This is a genomic window from Streptomyces sp. NPDC101151 (genome assembly GCF_044768335.1).
In the GTDB taxonomy this organism is placed as follows: Bacteria; Actinomycetota; Actinomycetes; order Streptomycetales; family Streptomycetaceae; genus Streptomyces.
In genome coordinates, this window is the sequence record NZ_JBIWPP010000014.1 from 1 (window position 1) to 21,334 (window position 21,334).

Annotated in this window: 17 protein-coding genes, 1 pseudogene and 2 riboswitches; of the genes and pseudogenes, 12 read left to right on the top strand and 6 right to left on the bottom strand. The window is 70.1% G+C overall.

Annotated elements, in window-relative coordinates:
• Nucleotides 1–320: 320 nt before the first annotated feature.
• The 3 genes from ACIRU3_RS24680 to ACIRU3_RS24690 all read left to right on the top strand — a co-directional run bounded on the left by ACIRU3_RS24680 (nt 321) and on the right by ACIRU3_RS24690 (nt 3,823).
• Nucleotides 321–2,513, top strand: a complete 2,193-nt coding sequence (locus ACIRU3_RS24680) for an MMPL family transporter (protein WP_404059974.1) — start codon at nt 321–323, stop codon at nt 2,511–2,513.
• A gap of 131 nt (nt 2,514–2,644) precedes the next feature.
• Nucleotides 2,645–2,794, top strand: a riboswitch (cobalamin riboswitch).
• 36 nt (nt 2,795–2,830) lie between these two features.
• Nucleotides 2,831–3,049: a CbtB-domain containing protein gene (locus tag ACIRU3_RS24685; protein WP_404059977.1), complete on the top strand. Its 219-nt coding sequence runs from the start codon at nt 2,831–2,833 to the stop codon at nt 3,047–3,049.
• Nucleotides 3,050–3,070: 21 nt separating this feature from the next.
• Nucleotides 3,071–3,823 carry a CbtA family protein gene (locus ACIRU3_RS24690; RefSeq protein ID WP_404059980.1) on the top strand — a complete coding sequence of 251 codons (753 nt, stop codon included), beginning with the start codon at nt 3,071–3,073 and terminating at the stop codon, nt 3,821–3,823.
• Nucleotides 3,824–4,077: 254 nt separating this feature from the next.
• Here ACIRU3_RS24690 and ACIRU3_RS24695 read toward each other — a convergent pair whose 3' ends face one another.
• The 5 genes from ACIRU3_RS24695 to aceA all read right to left on the bottom strand — a co-directional run bounded on the left by ACIRU3_RS24695 (nt 4,078) and on the right by aceA (nt 11,545).
• Nucleotides 4,078–4,668 (bottom strand): histidine phosphatase family protein, encoded by a 591-nt coding sequence (locus tag ACIRU3_RS24695; protein WP_404059983.1) that lies wholly within the window; start codon nt 4,666–4,668, stop codon nt 4,078–4,080.
• 143 nt (nt 4,669–4,811) lie between these two features.
• Complete coding sequence (gene metE / locus ACIRU3_RS24700; RefSeq protein WP_404059986.1) at nt 4,812–7,121, bottom strand: 5-methyltetrahydropteroyltriglutamate--homocysteine S-methyltransferase; 2,310 nt, start codon at nt 7,119–7,121, stop codon at nt 4,812–4,814.
• A 152-nt stretch (nt 7,122–7,273) separates the two neighbouring features.
• Nucleotides 7,274–7,497: riboswitch (cobalamin riboswitch) on the bottom strand.
• Nucleotides 7,498–7,679: 182 nt separating this feature from the next.
• The gene (locus ACIRU3_RS24705) at nt 7,680–8,549 is read right to left on the bottom strand and encodes a 3-hydroxybutyryl-CoA dehydrogenase (protein ID WP_404059989.1); all 870 of its coding nucleotides are present in this window, start codon (nt 8,547–8,549) and stop codon (nt 7,680–7,682) included.
• On the bottom strand, nt 8,546–10,144 hold the full coding sequence (aceB, locus tag ACIRU3_RS24710; RefSeq protein ID WP_404059993.1) for a malate synthase A: 1,599 nt from the start codon (nt 10,142–10,144) through the stop codon (nt 8,546–8,548). The genes ACIRU3_RS24705 and aceB overlap by 4 nt, the downstream gene beginning before the upstream one ends.
• Nucleotides 10,145–10,261: 117 nt before the next feature.
• Nucleotides 10,262–11,545 carry an isocitrate lyase gene (gene aceA / locus ACIRU3_RS24715; protein WP_404059996.1) on the bottom strand — a complete coding sequence of 428 codons (1,284 nt, stop codon included), beginning with the start codon at nt 11,543–11,545 and terminating at the stop codon, nt 10,262–10,264.
• Nucleotides 11,546–11,917: 372 nt separating this feature from the next.
• Between aceA and ACIRU3_RS24720 the strand changes: the two genes are divergently transcribed.
• The 4 genes from ACIRU3_RS24720 (at nt 11,918) to ACIRU3_RS24735 (ending at nt 16,366) form a co-directional block, all read left to right on the top strand.
• Nucleotides 11,918–13,327, top strand: coding sequence for a short-chain fatty acyl-CoA regulator family protein (locus ACIRU3_RS24720; protein WP_404059998.1), 1,410 nt, complete (start codon nt 11,918–11,920; stop codon nt 13,325–13,327).
• Between the two features lie 331 nt (nt 13,328–13,658).
• Entirely contained in the window at nt 13,659–14,762 is a 1,104-nt protein-coding gene (locus ACIRU3_RS24725) for a hypothetical protein (RefSeq protein WP_404060000.1), read from the top strand.
• A gap of 234 nt (nt 14,763–14,996) precedes the next feature.
• The gene (locus ACIRU3_RS24730; RefSeq protein ID WP_404060002.1) at nt 14,997–15,446 is read left to right on the top strand and encodes a peptidase inhibitor family I36 protein; all 450 of its coding nucleotides are present in this window, start codon (nt 14,997–14,999) and stop codon (nt 15,444–15,446) included.
• Nucleotides 15,447–15,451: 5 nt separating this feature from the next.
• Nucleotides 15,452–16,366: a hypothetical protein gene (locus ACIRU3_RS24735; RefSeq protein WP_404060004.1), complete on the top strand. Its 915-nt coding sequence runs from the start codon at nt 15,452–15,454 to the stop codon at nt 16,364–16,366.
• Here ACIRU3_RS24735 and ACIRU3_RS24740 read toward each other — a convergent pair.
• Nucleotides 16,363–16,551, bottom strand: a complete 189-nt coding sequence (locus ACIRU3_RS24740) for a hypothetical protein (protein WP_404060007.1) — start codon at nt 16,549–16,551, stop codon at nt 16,363–16,365. The two genes, ACIRU3_RS24735 and ACIRU3_RS24740, sit on opposite strands and share 4 nt — an antisense overlap.
• A 59-nt stretch (nt 16,552–16,610) precedes the next feature.
• Here ACIRU3_RS24740 and ACIRU3_RS24745 point away from each other — a divergent pair.
• The 5 genes and pseudogenes from ACIRU3_RS24745 to ACIRU3_RS24765 form a co-directional block, all read left to right on the top strand.
• A pseudogene (locus ACIRU3_RS24745) lies at nt 16,611–17,201 on the top strand (DUF4291 domain-containing protein); the annotation flags it as partial.
• A 183-nt stretch (nt 17,202–17,384) separates the two neighbouring features.
• Nucleotides 17,385–18,035 carry a transcriptional regulator gene (locus ACIRU3_RS24750; protein ID WP_404060010.1) on the top strand — a complete coding sequence of 217 codons (651 nt, stop codon included), beginning with the start codon at nt 17,385–17,387 and terminating at the stop codon, nt 18,033–18,035.
• A gap of 65 nt (nt 18,036–18,100) precedes the next feature.
• On the top strand, nt 18,101–19,075 hold the full coding sequence (locus ACIRU3_RS24755; RefSeq protein WP_404060013.1) for an ornithine cyclodeaminase family protein: 975 nt from the start codon (nt 18,101–18,103) through the stop codon (nt 19,073–19,075).
• Entirely contained in the window at nt 19,072–20,241 is a 1,170-nt protein-coding gene (locus ACIRU3_RS24760; RefSeq protein ID WP_404060015.1) for a DSD1 family PLP-dependent enzyme, read from the top strand. Before ACIRU3_RS24755 ends, ACIRU3_RS24760 begins: the two co-directional genes overlap by 4 nt.
• A 69-nt stretch (nt 20,242–20,310) precedes the next feature.
• The gene (locus tag ACIRU3_RS24765) at nt 20,311–21,279 is read left to right on the top strand and encodes a threo-3-hydroxy-L-aspartate ammonia-lyase (RefSeq protein WP_404060018.1); all 969 of its coding nucleotides are present in this window, start codon (nt 20,311–20,313) and stop codon (nt 21,277–21,279) included.
• Nucleotides 21,280–21,334: the final 55 nt, after the last annotated feature.

Consider the following 21,334-nt stretch of genomic DNA (forward strand, 5'->3'; position numbering starts at 1 on the left):
GCTTCCGCACACCTGCCGACATCGCGGCCTTCCTCACTCCAGACCGCACCTAATCGAAGATCAAAGAGACGAGTTAATGATCTGCGGGCCCTTAGGGCGGGAGTCCACTGCCCGGCAAGGCGACACACCATCTGGCCGGAAATACAACAGCATTTCGCGTCGGATGTTCGCCGAATGAAATGATCGCGTCGTGCGGTTACTACGATCGCATCTCAAGACAACCAGACGACCGGCCCGAGCATGTGGGCCGGTCAGGGTCGCCGATGCCGGGGTCCGCTCCCCGGGCTGCGGTGATCTTCCTGCCCAGGAGGACCTTCCGCATGTTCCGAAGCATTGGGAATGCCGTCGTCCGACATCCCGTCTGGACGATTTTGGCATGGCTGATCGCGGCGGTGGCGATCGTCGCCACCGCACCGAGCCTGCCCTCGAACAGCGACGAGAGCAGTTTCCTGCCCAAGAGTTATGAGTCCATCAAAGCGGCGGATCTCCAGGAGAGGGCGTTCCCCAGCGCCTTCACCCCGTCCGCGATCGCGCTGTATCAGCGCACCGACGGCGGCAAGCTGACCGCCGCAGACAAGAAGGACATCGCCCGGATCACCTCCGACCTGGGCAAGAAGCACATCGACCAGGTGCAGAAGGTCGTCCCCGGCCTGCCGTCCAAGGACGGCAGGTACGACCTGACCCTGGTGCAGATGGACAGCAAGAACGCCGGCCAGCCCAAACAGGCGGATGCGGCCAAGGTGTTGCGCGAGGACGTGAAGGAGCTGGCCAAGGGCACCCATCTCGATGTCAAGCTCGGCGGCTCCGCCGCCCAGGCCCTCGACCAGCAGGACTCGTCCAAGCGCGGCCAGGCGTTGATCGGCATCGGCACCTTTGTGATCATCCTGGTGACCCTGCTGATCATCTTCCGGGCGCCGATCCTCGCCCTACTGCCCCTGGTCCTGATCGGCCTGGTGTCCGCGATCGCCAACGGGCTGATCGCGTACGCCACCAAGCTGTTCGACCTGCAGGCCAACAGCTCGATCTCGTCGATCCTGATCGTCGTGCTCTTCGGCGTGGGCACGGACTACTTCCTCTTCCTGATGTTCCGCTACCGCGAACGCCTGCGCGCCGGCGACGAACCCAAACAGGCCATGGTCAACGCGGTCGCCCGGGTGGGCGAGGCCATCGCCTCGGCCGCCGGAGCGGTCATCATCGCCTTCTTCGCCCTGGTGCTGTCCACGCTGGGCTTCCTGAAGCAGATGGGCCCGGCGCTCGCCATCGCGGTCGCTGCCACCCTGGTCGCGGGCCTCACGCTGATCCCGGCCGTGGTCTCGCTCATCGGGCCGAAGGTCTTCTGGCCGTCCAAGTCCTGGCAACAGGAGCCGGCCAACGCGCGTTTCGCCGCCCTCGGCCGCGGTGTGCAGCGCCGCCCGGCGCTGACGGCCGTGGTGTCCGGACTCGTCATGGTCGCGCTGTCGCTCGGTACGCTCGGCTACAAGGCCACGTTCGACCTGGCGTCGGGCTCCATGCCCAAGACCAAGGAGTCCATGGTCGTCCAGGACGAGATGCAGAAGGCGTACTCGGCGGGCGCCGCCGCACCCACCGACGTCTATCTGTCCAGCACCGGCGGCAAACCGCTGGACAAGGCCGGCTTCGACGCGTACGCGAAGAAACTCGGTGCCGTGGACGGCGTCGCGACTGCCCGCATGACCCAGCTGAACAAGGAAGGGACCACGGCGGACTTCACCGTCACGCTCAAGTACGAGGCATCGACGGACAAGGCGATCGACACCGTGGGCGAGGTGCGCGACGTCGCGCACTCCGACGCCCCCGAGGGGACCGAAGCCCTCGTCGGCGGCATGTCCTCGATCTACAAGGACATCAACACCGCGGTCAACCACGACTACCGGACGGTCTTCCCGGTCGCCGCCCTCCTGATCATGGTGATCCTGGGGCTGCTGCTGCGCAGTGTGGTCGCCCCCTGGTATCTGATGGCCTCGGTGGGCCTCGGCTTCGGCGCCACTCTCGGCGCAACCGTGTGGATCTTCCAGGAGGGACAGGGACACTCGGGTCTGATGTTCATGCTCCCGGTGATCATGTATCTCTTCGTTGTCGCCATCGGCACCGACTACAACATCCTCATGATCGCCCGGCTCCGCGAGGAGGCCCGCGAGGGCCGTGACCCGCGTGAGGCGGCCGGCATGGCGCTGCGACATGCCGGGCCCACCGTCGCGGCGGCCGGTTTCATCCTGGCGGCGACCTTCGCCACGATGATGCTGGCGGGCAACGCACTGCTCACGGAGATGGGCTTCGCGGTCTCCTTCGGTATCGCGGTCGCCGCCTTTGTCATGTCGATGTTCTTCACCCCGAGTCTCACCGCGCTGATCGGCCACGCGGCCTGGTGGCCGGGGCACGGTGACCGGGCGGTGGAAGCGGAAGTCGTCGCAGGCGCCGGATCCTTCGATGCCGATCCGGTCCACGACCACGGCCGGGACGCGGTCGCGCACGATCCGTCGGGTCGCCGCGGTTAGCGGCGCTGTGACAGGGCGGGTCTGCCGGGCCGTACGGCCCGGCAGACCCGGCGTTCCCCGGTAGGACCGAGCGCGCGCTTCGGGTGCACGGCGAGAGGAAGATCACGACTGTCCAGGCGGTCTTGGCCGGGCAGGCGGCACGCGGTACGGTCGGTGCGATATTGACGACGGCGAGACGGAAGCCGGTGGGAATCCGGTACGGTCGCGCCACTGTGTGCGAGACACCTTGGAAGAAGGGGTGTTTCGTGAGTCAGACCCGTGGCCGTCGTCCTGTGCACCACCGAGATGGGACGCGAACTCCCAGAGGAGGTCCTGCCATGGCGCAGACCGTCGCTCCGCCGACAGCCACTCCCGTTGTTCCCGCCACGCTGCCGCTGAAGGCGATAGCGCCGTGGGGGGTCTTCTTCGGCATCCTGATGCTGGTTCTGCTGTACTTCGTCGGCGCCGAGCAGGGCGCCACCTCCGTGTTCAGCGGCACGGACGTCCATGAGTGGGTGCACGACGCCCGTCACCTGCTCGGCTTCCCCTGCCACTGACGCGAGGGACGCCGCACTCTCATGAACTCCGCAACGGTAAGAAACCTCCTTGTGCGGGGCATGCTCGCCGGTCTGGCCGCCGGTGTGCTCGCTCTCGTCGTCGCCTACCTCCTCGGTGAGCCGAGCGTGGACAGGGCGATCGGCTTCGAGGACGCCCACTCCCACGAGCACGAGATGGAAGTCGTCTCCCGCTCCCTGCAGTCCACCGCCGGTCTGGCCACCGGTGTCCTCGTCTACGGGGTCGCCTTCGGTGGCATCGCGGCGCTCGCGTACTGCTTCGCGCTGGGCCGGGTGGGCCGCTTCAGCCCGCGGGCGACCGCGTTGCTGCTGTCGGTCTGTGCCCTGGTGGCCGTGTACGTGGTGCCGTTCCTGAAGTACCCGGCCAATCCGCCGTCGGTCGGTGACCCGGACACCATCGGCAGGCGGACCACGCTGTATTTCCTGATGATGCTGCTCAGCGTGCTCCTGGCGATTGCCGCCACCATGGTGGGCAAGCGCCTCGCGCCCTCGCTGGGCGCCTGGTGGGCGACGGTGGCCGCGGTGGCGGCGTTCGTCGTCGTGATCGGGGTGGCGTATGGGTTCCTGCCGGTCGTCGACGAGGTGCCGAAGGACTTCCCGGCCGCTCTGCTGTGGCGGTTCCGGCTCTCGGCGCTGGCCATCCAGACCGTTCTGTGGGGCGGTTTCGGTCTGCTCTTCGGCGAGTTGGCCGAACGCCTGCTGAACCCGAAGCCCGCGACCGCCGCGAGTGGACAGACGATTCCGGCCGCACACTGAATCCTTCAGGACACGACAGGGCCCCTCGGAACCATCCGGGGGCCCTCTCGCGTTCCCCCGAGCACCCGCGGCGTGCAGGAGCGGAGGAGCCCGGTGGCCGCACATCCCCACAGCCCCGACCGTTCCACATCGCTCCTGGCGGACCTGAGGCGGTCGCCCTGACACGGACACCGGCTGCCTGCGCTGCGCGGTCGCGGAGTCGCTGCGGCGCCACCGGGACGCGACCGCCTGCGCAACCATCATGGTGAGCGGCGTCAGCGACCTGCTGCTTCCCCCGACTGGGCGAGGTCGTGTCCGAGCCGCAGGTTCCAGCGGCCGGACCGGCCGGTGACTTCCGTCGCCGTGAGCGGCCTGACGTCGACACGCCAGAACGCGGCCTCGGGCGCGCCCAGCGCGTGCACCACCACGGCCCGCACCACCTCCGGCTCCACCACGGCGACCGTCCTGTCGTCGGCCAGAGCAGTCGTGTCCAGCCACCGTGCGATCCGCGCGCACAACACCCGTACCGACTCTCCGCCGTGCGGTGCGGCCCCCGGATCGGCCAGCCAGCCGGCCACCGCCTCCGGCTCGGCGGCACCGACCTCCTCCAGCGTCCGCCCCCGCCAGCGGCCCATGTCCAGGCCCGCCAGTGCCGGGTCCGGTGAGGCATCGAGGCCGAGCGCGGAGGCTGTCTCCCGGCAGCGCACGCTGGGAGAGGCGAAGACCCGGCCGGCAGGCGGCAGGGATCCGGCCGCCGACCTGGCCCGTGCCCCTGCACTTTCCTCGATCGAGTCGCCGTCGTCGAAGCGGGCCCGCCGCAGTGACGGTGTGGTCGCTGGTGAGATGAGGGTGACACGGCTGGTCACGCGGTTGCTCCTCCTGCTTCCGCCGCACGGCGGGTTGTCCTGGACCGAATGCGTACGACGGTACGGGCATGCCCGGCAGCCATGCACGCCCGCCCCGGCCAGAACGGACGGGGGGGGGGGCTCGGTGACCGGAGAATGGCCCGCTACAGCTCCGCGCGCACCGTGCGTGCCGCAGCGACCAGGTTCTCCAAGGAGGTCCGCACCTCGGGCCAACCGCGGGTCTTGAGCCCGCAGTCGGGGTTGACCCACAGGCGCTCGGCGGGGATGGCCCGGAGCCCGAGGCGCAGCAGTTCGGCCGCCTCGTCCGCCCCGGGTACCCGCGGGGAGTGGATGTCGTACACGCCCGGTCCGGCCTCGCGCGGGTAGCCGTAGGCGGCGAGTTCGCGGGCGACCTGCATATGGGAGCGGGCGGCCTCCAGGCTGATGACGTCCGCGTCGAGGCCGTCGATGGCCCGGACGATGTCGCCGAACTCGGCGTAGCACATGTGCGTGTGGACCTGGGTGTCCGGCCGCACGCCGCTGGTGGTCAGGCGGAACGCCTCCGTGGCCCACGCCAGGTACGCGCCATGGTCGGCGGCACGCAACGGCAGTGTCTCGCGCAGCGCGGGCTCGTCCACCTGGATCACCGAAGTGCCCGCCGCCTCCAGGTCGTTCACCTCGTCGCGCAGGGCGAGGGCGACCTGGCGGGCGGTGTCGGCGAGCGGCTGGTCGTCACGGACGAACGACCAGGCGAGCATGGTGACCGGCCCGGTGAGCATGCCCTTCACCGGGCGAGGGGTGAGGGACTGGGCGTAGGTCGTCCAGCGCACCGTCATCGGTTCCGGGCGGGAGATGTCCCCGGCCAGGATCGGCGGACGGACGTAACGCGTGCCGTAGGACTGGACCCAGCCGTGCTGGGTGGCGAGGTAGCCGGTGAGCTGTTCGGCGAAGTACTGGACCATGTCGTTGCGTTCGGCCTCGCCGTGCACCAGGACGTCCAGGCCGGCCTTCTCCTGGAAGGCGATCACCTCCTGGATCTCCGCCCTGATCCGCTCCTCGTAGCCGGCCGTGTCGATCCGGCCCGCACGCAGGTCGGCACGGGCGGTGCGCAGCTCGCCTGTCTGCGGGAAGGAGCCGATGGTGGTCGTGGGCAGCAACGGCAGGCCGAGGTGGGAGCGCTGGGCGGCGGCCCGCTCGGGGTACGACTGGGAACGGCGGGCGTCCGTATCGGTGACGGCGGCGCCGCGGGCGCGGACGGCCGGATCGCTCGTGATGGGCGAGCCTGCCCGGGAGGCGAGGTCGGCGCGGTTGGCGGACAGTTCGGCGGCGATGGCGTCCGGGCCGCGGGTCAGCCCGCGGGCCAGCGTGACGATCTCGGTGGTCTTCTGCCGGGCGAAGGCGAGCCAGCGCCGGATCTGTGGCTCGATGTCCCGCTCCGCCGAGGCGTCGAGGGGGACGTGCAGGAGGGAGCAGGAGGCCGACACGTCCACCCGGTCTGCCAGGCCGAGGAGGGTGCCGAGCGTGGCGAGGGACTTCTCCAGGTCGTTGACCCAGATGTTGCGGCCGTTGACGACACCGGCGACCAGGCGCTTGCCCGCCAGCCCGCCGATGGCCGCGAGCGCGTCCAGGTTGGCGGCGGCCGACTCGGTGAAGTCGAGGGCGAGGCCGTCGACCGGGGCCTTGGCGAGTACCGGCAGGGCGTCGCCGAGGCGGTCGAAGTAGGAGGCGACGAGCAGCTTCGGCCGGTCCGTGAGGGCACCGAGGTCGCGGTAGGCGCGGGCTGCCGCGTTCAGCTCGGCCGGTGTCCGGTCCTGGACGAGCGCGGGCTCGTCCAGCTGCACCCACTCCGCGCCTGCCGCGCGCAGGTCGGTGAGGACCTCGGCGTACACCGGAAGCAGTCGGTCGAGCAGGGTGAGCGGGTCGAAGTCCGCGGGCACGCCGGGCGCGGGCTTGGCGAGGAGAAGGTACGTGACGGGACCGACGAGCACGGGCCGCGCGGTCAGGCCGAGCGCGAGGGCCTCCTGCAACTCCGCGACCTGCTTGGCCGAGTTGCCCGAGAAGACCGTGTCCGGACCCAGTTCGGGCACGAGATAGTGGTAATTGGTGTCGAACCACTTGGTCATCTCGAGCGGCGCCGCGTCCTGCGTGCCGCGCGCCATGGCGAAGTACCCGGCCAGCGGGTCGGCGGTGACGGCCTCCCGGTGGCGTGCGGGGATCGCGCCGACCATGACGGTGGTGTCGAGCACGTGGTCGTAGTACGAGAAGTCGCCGGTCGGCACTTCGCCGATGCCGGCGTCCGCGAGCTGCCGCCAGTTCGTACGGCGCACTTCGGTGGCGGTGGCGCCCAGGGCGGCGGCGGTGACGCGGCCCTTCCAGTAGCCCTCGATCGCCTTCTTCAGTTCCCGGCTCTGTCCCTGGCGGGGGTAGCCGTACACGGTGGCCCGTGCTGCCGCGGCTGCGGGCTTGGTGGTCACGGAGATCTCCTTCGCGAGATTGATCCCTGAGATCCCGGGGACGGGACGAGAGCGCGAAGGGGTGACGGACCGGACGGCAGCGACCGGTGGCCGTCCGTGCGGTGTGTTCGCCGACCCGCCCTCGGGGTCACCGGGATGTCCGCGTACGAGTGCTTCGCACACGGGCAGATGGCAGGTCTTCGGACTCGCGGGCACGTCCTCACCGAGGAGGACACCTACTGGCCGTCGCTTCCCAGGCCCGGTACGTCGGGCCCAGTGCGTATGACGGCGGTCGTTCTCGCTCACCGCTGCGGGGCAGTCCCGGATTCCCACCGGGTTCCCTCTTACGACGCGTCCCGTCTGGCGGACGGGGCGAACCAGCTGCACCGGCAAGCCTAGACGGTGGCGCGAGCGGCCGGAGTCCCACTCCACCATTCGGACGGTGGGATGGACGACGGGCACGGACGGCCGGACGGGAGGCGTCGCCTGTGCGCCCCCGCCCTTCCCCTGCGTCCACCCGCCGGTTCCCTCGGCCGGCGGGTGCGGTCCGGGCCCCTCAGCCCAGTGGTGCCAGGCTGCTCAGTCCTGGCCGTACACGTGGAACCCGCGGCCGGTCTTACGGCCCAGCAGTCCCGCCTCGACCATCCGCTGGAGCAGCGGGGGAGGGGCGTGGAGGGGTTCCCGGAACTCGTCGTAGAGCGACTCGGCGATCGAGGCGACGGTGTCCAGCCCGATCAGGTCCGCGAGCCGGAGCGGCCCCATGGGGTGGGCGCACCCCAGCTCCATGCCGGTGTCGATGTCGGCGGCCGTGGCGAAGCCGGACTCCGCCATGCGGACGGCCGCCAGAAGGTACGGGATGAGCAGCGCGTTGACGACGAAGCCCGCTCGGTCCCGGGAGTGGACGACCGTCTTGCCGAGCGTGCGTGCGGCGAAGTCCTCGACGGCGGCCAGGGTCTCCGGTGCCGTGTGCAGCGAGGACACGACCTCGACCAGCGGCAGTACGGGCACCGGGTTGAAGAAGTGCAGTCCCACGACCCGGTCGGCGCGACCGGTGGCCATTCCGAGGCGCATGACGGGGAGCGAGGAGGTGTTCGTGGCGAGAACGGCCGCCGGGTCCTCGACGATCTTGTCGAGGGCGGCGAACACCTCGGTCTTGGCCTCCGCGTTCTCGATGACGGCCTCGACGACCAGCTCCCGGTCCGCCAGGTCCTCCAGATCGCCGGTGAACACCAGGCGGGCGAGGGCGTCCTGCGCGGCGGCCGGCTCCAGCTTGCCCCGCTGCACCGCACGCTCCAGCGAGGAGGCCACACGCCCCCGTGCCGCGAGGGCGGCCGTGGCGTCGGCCTCGCAGACCACCGTGTCCAGCCCGGCCCGTGCGCACACCTCGGCGATGCCCGCGCCCATCTGGCCGCCGCCGACCACTCCGACGCGCCGGATGCCGCCGCTCATGACCGGGTCTCCGTCCGGCGCACGAGGTGGCGGGCATAGGCGTCCGGCGTGAAGAAGAGCGGCAACTCACCGGTCAGTGCAGTGTGTTCGAAGAGGTCACGGATCTCGTCGACCGGCGCCCACGGGTACTCGGCGCCGAGAGCGACGAGTTCCTCGTCGAGCATCCCGAGGACCGTGTCCCGGTCGATCACGCGGTGCCGCAGCCACTGCCAGATCTGCACCCGGGCGATCTCGGCCGTGGCCGCGTCCTCCATGAGGCCGTTCAGCGCGACGGCGCCCTGCCCGCGCAGCCAGGCGGCGAAGTAGCGCAGGGCGACCGCGATGTTCGTCCGCACGCCCTCTGCCGTGGGCGGTCCGCTGATGCGGCGCACGGACAGCAGGTCCGCGGCCGTCACCGCCACGTCGTCCCGGGTGCGGTCGAGCTGGTGCGGCCGGTCGCCGAGGACGGAGTCGAAGACCTCGCGGCAGACGGGCACGAGCCCGGGGTGGGCGACCCAGGAGCCGTCGAAGCCGTCTTCGGCCTCGCGCTCCTTGTCCAGTCGGACCTTGGCGAGCGCCGCCTCGTGGGCGGCCGGGTCCTTGCTGGGCACCTGGGCGGCCATGCCGCCGATGGCGTGGGCGCCGCGTCGGTGGCAGGTGCGCACGAGCAGTTCGGTGTAGGAGCGCATGAAGGGGGCGGTCATCGTGACCTTCGCACGGTCGGGCAGCAGGAAGTCGGTGCGGTGGCCGAAGGTCTTGATCAGGCTGAAGAGGTAGTCCCAGCGGCCCGCGTTGAGGCCGGAGCTGTGCTCGCGCAGCTCGTAGAGGATCTCCTCCATCTCGAACGCGGCGGTGATCGTCTCGATGAGGACCGTGGCGCGGATCGTGCCGTGGGGGATGCCGAGCAGTTCCTGGGCGGCGACGAAGACGTCGTTCCACAGGCGGGCCTCGTAGCGGTTCTCCAGCTTGGGGAGGTAGAAGTACGGGCCGTGCCCGGCGTCGATCTGGCGCTGCGCGCAGTGGAAGAAGTACAGGCCGAAGTCGACGAGCGCGGCGGGCACCGGACGGCCGTCGAACTCCAGGTGTTCTTCGTCGAGATGCCAGCCGCGTGGCCGTACGACGATGGTGGCGAGCTGATCCCGGTCGGCGAGTCGGTATTCCTTGCCGTCGTCGGCGGTGAAGTCGATGCACCGCTCGATGGCGTCCAGCAGGTTGAGCTGGCCGCCGATCACGTTGTTCCAGGTGGGAGCGGTGGCGTCCTCGAAGTCGGCCATCCACACACGGGCACCGGAGTTGAGGGCGTTGACCGTCATGCGGCGGTCCGGAGGGCCGGTGATCTCCACGCGGCGGTCGGTCAGGCCGGGGGCGGGCGGTGCGACACGCCAGGAGGGGTCGGCGCGGACGGCGGCGGTGACCATCGGGAAGTCGAGCGGGGACCCACTGGCCAGGCGCAGGACCTGGCGCCGGCGTTCCTTCATCAGGTCCTGGCGGCGCCGGGCGAAGGCCGAGGCCAGCTGACCGACGAAGTCCAGGGCGGCGGGCGTGAGGATCTCGTCGTGACGGTCGCCCAGGGGAGCGAGGATGCGGACGTGGCGGGTCGGAGCACTGGTGGGCATCGGTTCTCCTGCGGAAGGAAGGGGGAACGGGGGTCGGACGGGGACGGTCGTACGACCCCCGTTCGGCTGGGGCGGACCGGACGGGCTGGACGGGCCCGACGGGCCGAACGGGTGCGCCTAGTGGAACTGCTCTTCCTCGGTGGAGCCGGCCAGCGCGGTGGTGGAGGAGGCGGGGTTGACGGCGGTGGAGACGAGGTCGAAGTAGCCGGTGCCGACCTCGCGCTGGTGCTTGACGGCCGTGAAGCCGTGGGCCTGCGCGGCGAACTCCTTCTCCTGCAGGTCGACGTAGGCGGTCATGCCGTGCTCGGCGTAGCCGCGGGCGAGGTCGAACATGCCGTGGTTGAGGGAGTGGAATCCGGCCAGCGTGATGAACTGGAACTTGTAGCCCATCGCGCCCAGTTCGCGCTGGAACTTGGCGATCTGGTCGTCCTCCAGTGCCGCCTTCCAGTTGAAGGACGGCGAGCAGTTGTAGGCGAGCATCTGGTCCGGGTACCGGGCATGGATGGCCTCGGCGAACTCGCGGGCCTGCGCCAGGTCGGGGGTGCCGGTCTCGACCCAGATCAGGTCGGCGTACGGGGCGTAGGCGAGCCCGCGGGCGATGACCGGGGCCATGCCGTTGCGTACGCGGTAGAAGCCCTCGGCGGTGCGCTCGCCGGTGACGAACTCGGCGTCGCGCTCGTCGACGTCGCTGGTCAGCAGGTTGGCGGCCAGGGCGTCGGTGCGGGCGACGATGACCGTGGGCGTGTCGGCGATGTCGGCGGCGAGCCGGGCCGCGTTCAGGGTGCGGATGTGCTGCGAGGTCGGTACCAGGACCTTGCCGCCGAGGTGGCCGCACTTCTTCTCGGAGGCGAGCTGGTCCTCGTAGTGGATGCCGGCCGCGCCGGCCGCGATCATCCCCTTGGTCAGCTCGAAGGCGTTCAGCGGGCCGCCGAAGCCGGCCTCCGCGTCGGCGACGATCGGGGCGAGCCAGTCGGTCGTGTCGCCGGCGTTCTCGGCGGTGGCGATCTGGTCGGCGCGCAGCAGCGCGTTGTTGATCCGACGGACCACCTGCGGCACCGAGTTGGCGGGGTACAGGCTCTGGTCGGGGTAGGTGTGTCCGGCCTGGTTGGCGTCGGCGGCGACCTGCCAGCCGGACAGGTAGATCGCCTGGAGCCCGGCCTTCACCTGCTGCACGGCCTGACCGCCGGTGAGGGCTCCGAGCGCGTGGACGTAGTCCAGGTCGTGCAGCTGCCGCCACAGGCGCTCGGCGCCGCGCCGGGCCAGGGTGTGCTCCTCACGGACACTGCCGGACAGTCGCACCACGTCCTCGGCGGAGTAGGTGCGCTCGATGCCCTGCCACCGGGGGTCGGTCGACCAGCGCCGCGCGAGTTCCTCGGCCGCCTGCGTCCTCGCATCTGCCATGACTGTCACCGTCTCCTCGGTCTGTTGATTCTGCCAATCCGCTGCCTCGGAGGAGCAGGGTGGCACTCTGTGTCTCTCTCCGGATGCGGCCCGCCGTCCGCTGAGCGGAGAAGGTGAGCAATGCTGCCGTTCACCGGCCGCCACCATCGCCGGGATCTCCGACGTCAGGGCATGAATCGCGCCCGGATCCGAGTGGCGACCGCCGGGTCCGGCGGGCCGCACTGAGACTCTGGCATTGGCACTGGGTGCCATCAACCATGGCTGAATGCCAACTTCTGTGAATCTTTCAGCTGTTGATTGCCAACTTTGCAAAGCGTGCACGGGCGACGGCTTCGCTAGGCTGACCTGGTCCCGGACACGGAGGTGGGCGCGGTGGGCAAGACCTATGCGGGGGCGCGGCTGAGGCGGCTGCGCGAGGAGCGTCGGATGAGCCAGGCGCAACTGGCGCGCGTCCTGGCCATCTCCCCGAGCTATCTGAACCAGATGGAGCACGACTCGCGCCCGCTCACCGTTCCCGTTCTGCTGCGGCTGACGGAAGCCTTCGGCGTCGACGCCGGCTTCTTCTCCGAGCGCGATACCAGCCGGCTGGTCGCCGACCTCAGGGAGGCCTTGGCCGGCGAGATCACCGAGGCCCGCGTCTCCTCGTCCGACCTGGCGGAACTCGCCACGCGCATGCCGGCGGTCGCCCAGGTCCTGCTGGACCTCGGCCGCCGCAATCACCGTCTGGCAGAACGCCTCGCCACCGTCTCCGGCGGCCGTGACGGCGACCAGGAGACACCGATCTCACCCCACGAGGAGATCCGCGACTTCTTCTACCGCCGCCAGAACTACCTGCACGAAACCGACCTCGCCGCCGAGTCGCTTGCCGCGGAGGTCGGTATCCGTCCCGGTGACGTCCTCCGGGTCCTGACCGCCCGCCTCGCCGACGGCCACGGCATCCGCCTGACCGTCGAGACCGGCGACCACCTGCACCACTACGACGACTCGACGCGCACCCTGCACCTGTCCACCCGGCTGCGCCCCGGCCAGCGCGCCTTCCGCATGGCCACCCAGCTCGCCCTGCTCGAACACGGTGACACGCTCACCAGTCAGGCCGCCGAGGACTTCGCACCGGGGTCGCCCGCCCACGCCCTGGCCCGCATCGGCATCGCCAACTATTTCGCCGCCGCGCTGATCCTTCCGTACCGGGACTTCCACTCCGCGGCGGAGGAGGTGCGCTACGACATCGAACGCCTCACGGACCGTCACAGCCTCGGCTACGAGACCGTCTGCCACCGCCTGAGCACCCTCCAGCGCCCGAGACTGCGCGGCGTGCCCTTCTCCTTCGTCCGCGTCGACCGGGCGGGCAACATGTCGAAACGCCAGTCCGCGACCGGCTTCCACTTCTCCCGCGCGGGTGGTACCTGCCCGTTGTGGAACGTCTACGAGGCGTTCGCCGCGCCCGGCCGCATCCATGTACAGATCGCGGAAATGCCCGACGGGCAGCGCTACTTGTGGACCGCCCGAGCGATCACCCGGCACCGCGGCGGCTGGAGCGAACCCGGCAAGACCTTCGCCATCGGCCTCGGCTGCGAGATCCGCCACGCCCACCGCCTCGTCTACTCCGACGGTCTCGACCTCACCAATGCCTCCGCCGCCACCCCCATCGGCATGGGCTGCCGCGTCTGCGAACGCCTCGACTGCCCCCAGCGCGCCGCCCCGCCCCTCGGCAGGCCGCTGAGGATCGACCAGAACGCCGGCACCTTCGTCCCCTACCCCGTGACGGAGGCCTCGGGCGGCTGAGGAAGCCGTAGCCCTTGTCTGCGTGCAGTTGCGTCGGTTGCCGGCGTCGCGGCCCGCGGCGCGATCGGATGGGCGGGACAGCGCGGACGAGCGGCTCCAGACCCTGGCTGTCGCGTATGTCCGCCCCAAGATGCCCCTGGGACAACGGCAACCCGTTCCGGTCGGTGATCAGGTGGTTGTCGATCCCGGCTTGCCGCGGTCGGCCGGATTCGGCCCCGTCAGCAGCCCCCTTGATGTCGCTACGAAGACGATCGCGGCCTGAGCGGCACCGGGGCGTAACGGATCAGGCACGACGGCCCCCGATCGCAGCAAGATCCTTAGTGTCTGTGGCATGGACGGGATAGATATCGCCAACGGCGTGATGGGGGCCGTGCTCGGCATGGTCTGCGCGGTGCTGTTCCAGCAGCCGTTGCAGAACCTCTGGTACCGGGTGCGCAAGCGCTCGGCGACCGTGCTGCGCACCATGCGGCGGCGGGAGGAGTCGGGGCCGGCCTGGCGGACCTTCTCCCTCGGGCCCCTGCAGACCTCCGCCCTGATCGTCGAAGGCGACGGGACGTCGCCGGTGTCCGTGGAAGCCATCGATGTCCAGGTGCTCGACGAGGAGGTGCGGCTGCCGGAGGAGATGGCCGGGTGGCGGGACGAGATCGCCGAGGAGAGCGAGCGCCTGAGGGCGGAGGGGAGCGTGCCGCTGTGGAACGGTCCGCGCTACGCCGTCGAGTCGTTCGACATCTCCCGTACCGCACTCGACGAACGGTCCGAGATCCGGCTGCGGCTGCGCCCGACCGACTACTACACCTTCCTCGCCGCCCAGCAACTGGACCGTCGCCTCCCCGACGGCGCCACGCCCCGGACCCGCTATCTGGATCCCGAGGATCCGCTGACGGCCCCGGCCTTTCTCCAGTGCAGCTTCGCCGTCAACGTCGCCGTGGTCACCGCCGACGACATGCTGGTCGTGAGCCGCCGGAGCAACCGCGTACGCATGGCACCGGGGGTCTGGAACTCCTCGGTCAACGAGGGGCTCTCGCGGCACATCGACTCCGCCGGGAGGAACGCGCCGGACCTGCACGCGGTGGCCCGGCGCGGGATGCGGGAGGAGCTGGCCCTGGAGCCCCACGAATACTCGCTCGACCTGCTGGCCTTCGTGCTGGACACGGACAGGCGGCACTGGAGCGGTCACTTCTACGCCCGGCTGAAGGACCTCTCGAGCACGAGCCTTCAGGCGCGCATGAGCCGGGGAGTGGCCGATCGCTGGGAGCACCAGACCATCGACTACGTACCGTTCCGGCCGGCCGCGGTCGTCACCTACATGCTGCGCGCCGACCGCGTCCACCGTTGGGCACCCCTGGCGCCCGCCCTCCTGCACCTGTCCCTCGTGCACGTCTACGGCCGCACATTCGTCGAGCGGGTGGAGTCCCAGATCCTGCGCCGCCTGTAGCGACGGGCCGGAAGCGCACAGGGCGCGCTTTCCGTATGAACCGGTCAACGCGGAGAAATGCCACCGGAATTCACACACCCTTAAGCGGACTCTTGCATTCCCGAGCCGGGAAGTCGGCGGCCAAGAAATTGCAATTCCCTTACGGATCAAGCGTTGTTAAGATCGGGCGACCCACGCGGCGAGGAATTCGAGCGCCGCACTGCCCGTGCCCGACCAACCCTGAGGGAATTTCCCATGCGCATGCGCCGAAAGCTCGCCGCTCTGGGCCTCACCGCCGCCGCCACCGCGGGCCTGGTACTCGGAACGGCCCCGCAGTCCCAGGCCTCCGCTTCGCTGACCTGTCCCAACTCCGAGACCTACTGCATGGTCTTCTACTACAACAGCGGCCTGGAGGGGTCGAGAACCGTCTTCGTGGGCTTCGACCACTACAGCCTGAACGGCTACACGTTCCTGAGTTCCGGGGCCGGAAAGGGTCAGGCGGTCAAGAACAACGCCGCCTCCGCGGTGAACATGGCCCCCTACAACCTGGTCATCTACTACAACAGCAACCTGGCGGGCGCCTGCGACGCCATCCCGGCCTTCAAGACCACCGGCGAAGACCCGGGCGACCGCCTCGTGAAGACGTACAACAACAACGCGTCCTTCGGCTACGGCCGTTACGACGGCAACTGCTACAAGTTCTGATCCGCGTGCGACGCCTGGCACCAGTCTGCCTGGCCCTGGCCGCCGCCCTGCTCGGCTGTTCCTCCGGGAACGGTACGGGCGGGGGTGGCGGCCCGGCCGGGGCCGCGGAACAGCCCGCCTCCGGCGGCCCGGCGGCCGAGCGGCAGATCACGTACACCACCCGACTGCCCATCGCCCGGTACAGCTACACCGCGGCCGAGGACACCGCGATCGAGTCGGCCCAGCAGGTACTGACGCGGCGCTGCATGCGCACCTACGGCATCGCCTACGAACCGGCGAAGCCGGCCCCGAGGGCGGCCAAGCCCGCCGATCGCCGCTACGGACTGTCGAGCGCGAGCGAGGCGGCACGCTTCGGCTACCACCCGAACTCCGATGCCGGCCCGCCGCCCCCACAGCCGGATCTCCCGACGGATGCGCTCCCGGTGTTCTACGGCAAGCGGGGCTCGGTCACGGGCGCGCGGGACAAGGTCATGTACAAGGGGAAAGAGGTTCCGGCGGACGGCTGTTTCGGGCAGTCGGTCAGAAAGCTCTCGAAGGGGTACGACGACCCGGCCGGAGCGGCGGTCGCGAGCCGAATCGCCACCGGTAGCTACGAGAAATCCCTCACCGATCCGAAGGTGAAGGACGGATTCCGGAAATGGTCCGCCTGCATGCGGAATTCCGGATTCCAATACAAGTCCCCGATGGAGCCACTGAACAACCCCGCTTTCCAGGGCGCAACGGTCTCCGGGAAGGAGAAGAAGACCGCGACCGCGGATGTGCGGTGCAAGGGGAAGACCGAGTTGCTCGGTATCTGGTTCACGGCCGAATCCAGCATTCAGCAGGCGGACATCAAGAAGGACGCCGAGGCGCTGGAGAAGCTGCGCACCGCCCACCGCAAGAAAGCGGAGGCGGCACGCCGTATCGTCGCGGAGGGCTAGTCGCGACGGGCCGGGGCCGCGCTGACTGCTGGGCCGCTCGGGGCGGCCCAGCCGGTCCTGGGCTTCCACGCGCTCGACGTGGCCCCCAGTTCCTCCTCGTCGCCGTCGTGGCCGACGAACTGGCCGGCCGTGCTCGGGTCACCGTCCAGCAGGTGCTGCAGCAGGTGCTGCAGTGCGTCCCGCACGGCCGCGCGCCGCGGTAATTCGATGGCGCGCGCGAAGCAGTGTGCCCACCCTGGTCCCCGTGGCAGAACCCAGATATCAGATTCGAGCCCTGCACACGGACTCCACGGTCACCGTCTACCAGGCGTACGCGCCGGAGATCGGTCTGCCGGCCGCTCGGGAGGGCCGTTTCCCGGCGGTGTGGCAGCGGGACCGCATGACATGGATCAAACCGTCGTTCCTATGGATGATGTACCGCTGCGGGTGGGGCACCAAAAGAGGCCAGGAGACCGTCCTCGCCGTCGAGATCTCCCGCGAAGGCTTCGAGTGGGCGCTGGAACACGCCTGCCTGTCCCACTACGAGCATGGGCTCCACGCCGACCGCGCCACGTGGACGCGCCAGTTGAAGCGGGCTCCGGCCCGGGTGCAATGGGACCCCGAACGCGACCTGCGTCTCCAGCCTCTTCCCCACCGGTCGCTCCAACTCGGCCTCGCCGGCGAAGCCGCACATCTCTACGCCGACGAGTGGATCACCTCCATCACCGACATCACCCCGCTCGTCCGCACGATCCACGCGCACGTGCAGGCCGGAGACGTGGACGCCGCACGCCAACTCCTGCCCCGTGAACGCCCCTACCCCGTGAACCACGAGATGCTCGCTCACCTGCGCCAGGGAGCTGGACCGGCCATGGAGACGACCTCTGAGGCGACGTCGGTGGCCGCGCGTACGGCTGTGTCTGGACGGCCGGGGGGCCAACCGTCTAGCATTGTTGTCCAGAATTAGAAAAACAGTCGAGGTTGCGTGTGCGGACCGCCCGGGAGACCTGTCGACTCGAAGCCACCGGGAGTGTCTTCCATGGACCACCTCATGGACACCGCTTCGGCCGAGGCGGATGAGCACCTCATCCGCGAAGCGGAGAAGATCGCCGTGGCCCTGGGGCGGATGTTCCCGGGCCTCTGCGAGGTGGTTCTGCACGACCTGCGCGACCCGCAGCACGCCATCCGGGCGATCGAGAACAACCTCTCCGGCCGCCGGGTCGGCGACTCCGCGACCGAGCTGGGTCTGGCCCGCATCGCCGACCCGCAGTACCCCAGCGTGATCCAGAACTACCCCAACCAGTTCCCCGACGGCCGGCCGGCGAAGAGCACGTCGATCGGAATCAAGAACGCCGCCGGCGAGTACATCGCGGCCCTGTGCCTGAACCTCGACGTCTCTGTGCTGTCGCCGGTCACGCTCGCCCTGGCCAATCTCGTCGCGACCGACACCGAGCACCGCGAACAGCCGCTGGAGGCACTGCGCGACCGCAACGCCCGCGAGCTGCGCCGGGCGGTCGAGGTGTGCGCCGCGGAACGCGGGGGCACCCCGAGGTCGCTGGGCCGGGAGGCCAAGAAGGCACTGGTACGACAGCTGCACGGGGACGGTTACTTCGACTCCCGCGATGCCGCGCAGACCATCGCGGATCTGCTCGGTGTGTCCCGGGCGACCGTCTACAACTACACCAAGTGAAGGGCCACCCGTCATGAACGCAGATCTCCGGTCGGCCGCCGGCTGGGCAGTGGAGGTGGGCGCGCTTGCCGCCCTCGACTGACCTGGCCCAGGAGAACGGCGGTGGCCGCCGTCTGCTGCACATCGCCGAGGAGCAGACTGCCGCGCTCGTGGATGAGGAGCTGGCTCTTGAGGCCGCCCGCGAGGCGTTCGCCGCGACTGTGGACGGCGTCGTCCTCCCCAGTCTGGCCGTGCACGGATCCGATCCGAAGAACCGTTTCACACTGAAGCCGTCGGCCTCCGCCACGCATGCCGGGGTGAAGATCGGCAGCTACTGGCCGGGCAACCCGGAGCACGGGCTGCCACGCCATCACTCCACGCTGCTGCTCTTCGATCAGACGGTCGGCAGGATCGCCGCCGTCCTGGAAGTCGGCACCGCCAACGCCTACCGCACCGCGGCCGCCGACGCCCTCGCCGTGGATCTGCTGGCTCGCCCCGACGCCACCACCCTGGCCGTGTTCGGCACCGGGCACCAGGCCGGCTACGAAGCGCGGGCGGTCAGCCGCGTCCGTCCGATCGGTGAGGTGCTGCTCGTGGGCCGCGACAAGGACCGCGCCGGACGACTGGCCGCCGACCTTGTGGCGGAAGGCCGTACCGCGACGGCGACCGGTGCCGAAGAAGCCTGCGCCCGGGCCGATGTGATCGTCACCGCGACCACCGCCCGTGCCGATGCCCCGCCTCTGTTCCGGGCCCGATGGGTCCGGCCCGGCACCCACATCTCCTGCATGGGCGCCGACGCCCCCGGCAAACGGGAACTGGACCCCCAACTGTTCTCCCTGGCACGCGTCTTCTGCGACCTGCCCGAACAGGCCCGCCGCATGGGCGAAAGCCAGCACGCCCCCGAGGGGACGGTCCTCACCCCGCTCGGAGAGGTCCTCACCGGCCGGGCCACGGGACGCCACGACGACGGTGACATCACGGTCTTCGACAGCTCCGGCATCGGCCTGCAGGACCTCTACCTGGGTCTGGCCCTTCTGAAGAGGATGGACATCACGCTGTGACCGGCACCCCGCCCTCGGCTCCCATCCGGACCCTGGCCGATCCCGGCACCCCGTTCGCCGTGGTCGACGTGCACAGGACACGACGCAACATCGAACGGCTGGCCCAGCGGGCGGACCGGCTCGGGGTCACTCTGCGCCCGCACGTCAAAACGGCCAAGAGCCTCGACGTCGCCGCCCTCATGCACGACGGCACGCCCGGCCCTGTGACCGTATCCACCCTTGCCGAAGCCGAAGCGTTCGCCGACGGCGGCTACACCGACATCACCTACGCCGTCGGTGTCGACCCCCACAAGCTGCCGCGTGTGATCGCCCTGCTGCGTCGCGGAGTCACACTGCGCACCCTGCTCGACAGCAGCGAACAGGCGGCCTTCGTCGCCGACGCCGCGCGCGAGGCGGGCATCGGCATCCCCGCCCAGATCGAGATCGACTGCGACGGCCACCGCGGCGGCCTCAAGCCCGACGCGCCCGGACTCGTCGGCATCGGCCGCATTCTGCACGACGCCGGCTGTCTCGACGGCGTCCTGACCCACGCGGGAGAGTCCTACTTCGCCCACACCGCAGAAGACCGGCGTCTCGCGGCGAAGAACGAACGCGACACCGCCGTCACCGCGGCCGACACACTGCGTGCCGCCGGCCTGCCCGTGAACGTCGTCAGCGTCGGCTCCACCCCCACCGCCCACGCGGCCGAGGACCTCACGGGTGTCACCGAACTGCGCGCCGGGAACTACGTGTTCTTCGACCTGGTCATGGCCGGGCTGGGCGTCTGCGACCTCGACGACCTGGCCCTGTCGGTGGTCGTCACCGTCATCGGTCACCGGTCCGAGTACGGTTGGATCATCACCGACGGCGGCTGGATGGCCATGTCCCGCGACCGCGGTACCTCCGCGCAGGCCCAGGACCAGGGCTACGGCCTGGTCACCGACCTGACCGGCCACCTGATCCCCGGGCTCGTCATGAGCGCCGCGAGCCAGGAGCACGGCACCCTCACCCCACGGGACGGCGGCTCCCTGCCTGACCTGCCCGTCGGCACCCGCCTGCGCATCCTGCCCAACCACGCCTGCGCCACGGCGGCCCAGCACCACGGCTACCACGTCGTCGACGGCACACAGCCGGAAGGCCCCGCGCCCGCGATCCAGGGGGCCTGGAACCGCGTCAGCGGCTGGTGACCCGCCCGCGTGCCTCCATCCCGCCCCCGTACCTGCTTCCCGTACCTTCTCCCAGCGCAAGGACACGCCATGGCGTCCGCTTCCCCCGTAACGTTCGACGACGTCCGTGAGGCCGCCGCGCGCCTCAAGGGCATCGCCCACCGCACCCCCGTACTCACCTCCCGCACGCTTGACTCGCTGGTCGGCGCCGAGGTGTTCATCAAGTGCGAGAACTTCCAGCGGATCGGCGCTTTCAAGATCCGCGGCGCCTACAACGCGGCCGCCCAGCTCTCTGCCGAGCAACTGGCCAAGGGTCTCGCCGCCTACTCGTCCGGCAACCATGCCCAGGCCACTGCCCTGGCCGCCCGCGAACTGGGCACCAGCGCCGTCATCCTGATGCCCGAGGACGCCCCGCGTTCCAAGATGGAGGCGACCGCCGGCTACGGGGCGGAGATCGTGACGTACGACCGCTACACCCAGGACCGCACCGCGCTCGGGGAGGCTCTGGCCGAGGACCGGGGCCTGGCCCTGATCCCGCCCTACGACCACCCCCACGTCATCGCCGGCCAGGGCACCGCCGCCCTCGAACTCCTCGAGGACACCGGAGAACTCGACGCGCTCCTCGTGCCCGTCGGAGGGGGCGGCCTCATCGCCGGGAGCGCCACCGCCGCGAAGGCACTGCATCCCGGTATCCGGATGATCGGTGTGGAGCCCGAAGCGGGCGACGACACGAAGCGCTCCCTGGAGAGCGGCGAGCGGATCACCATCCCCGTGCCCCGCACCATCGCCGACGGCCAGGCGATCGCCACCCCCGGCGAGATCACCTTCGCCGTCAACCAGCGCCTGGTCGACGCCGTCACCCTCGTCAGTGACGAAGAGATCGTCCGGGCCATGAGGTTCGCCTTCGAGCGCCTGAAGATCGTCCTCGAACCCAGCGGCGCCACGGGCCTGGCCGCTCTCATGTCCGGCCGCGTGGACAACCTCCCGCGGCGGATCGGCGTCATCGCCTCGGGCGGCAACATCGACACCGAGCGGTTCACCCAGCTCATCAGCGGCTGACACCGACGCCTGGCCCTCCTCGATGGTGCCTGGCGGCACCGCGTCCCGGACCCCG

Bases quoted from the DNA above. Each gene is read 5' to 3' on its own strand.
- ACIRU3_RS24680 (WP_404059974.1), top strand. From the start codon at position 321: ATGTTCCGAAGCATTGGGAATGCCGTCGTCCGACATCCCGTCTGGACG.
- ACIRU3_RS24685 (WP_404059977.1), top strand. From the start codon at position 2,831: ATGGCGCAGACCGTCGCTCCGCCGACAGCCACTCCCGTTGTTCCCGCC.
- ACIRU3_RS24690 (WP_404059980.1), top strand. From the start codon at position 3,071: ATGAACTCCGCAACGGTAAGAAACCTCCTTGTGCGGGGCATGCTCGCC.
- ACIRU3_RS24705 (WP_404059989.1), bottom strand. From the start codon at position 8,549: ATGAGCGGCGGCATCCGGCGCGTCGGAGTGGTCGGCGGCGGCCAGATG.
- aceB (WP_404059993.1), bottom strand. From the start codon at position 10,144: ATGCCCACCAGTGCTCCGACCCGCCACGTCCGCATCCTCGCTCCCCTG.
- aceA (WP_404059996.1), bottom strand. From the start codon at position 11,545: ATGGCAGATGCGAGGACGCAGGCGGCCGAGGAACTCGCGCGGCGCTGG.
- ACIRU3_RS24725 (WP_404060000.1), top strand. From the start codon at position 13,659: ATGGACGGGATAGATATCGCCAACGGCGTGATGGGGGCCGTGCTCGGC.
- ACIRU3_RS24730 (WP_404060002.1), top strand. From the start codon at position 14,997: ATGCGCATGCGCCGAAAGCTCGCCGCTCTGGGCCTCACCGCCGCCGCC.
- ACIRU3_RS24750 (WP_404060010.1), top strand. From the start codon at position 17,385: ATGGACCACCTCATGGACACCGCTTCGGCCGAGGCGGATGAGCACCTC.
- ACIRU3_RS24765 (WP_404060018.1), top strand. From the start codon at position 20,311: ATGGCGTCCGCTTCCCCCGTAACGTTCGACGACGTCCGTGAGGCCGCC.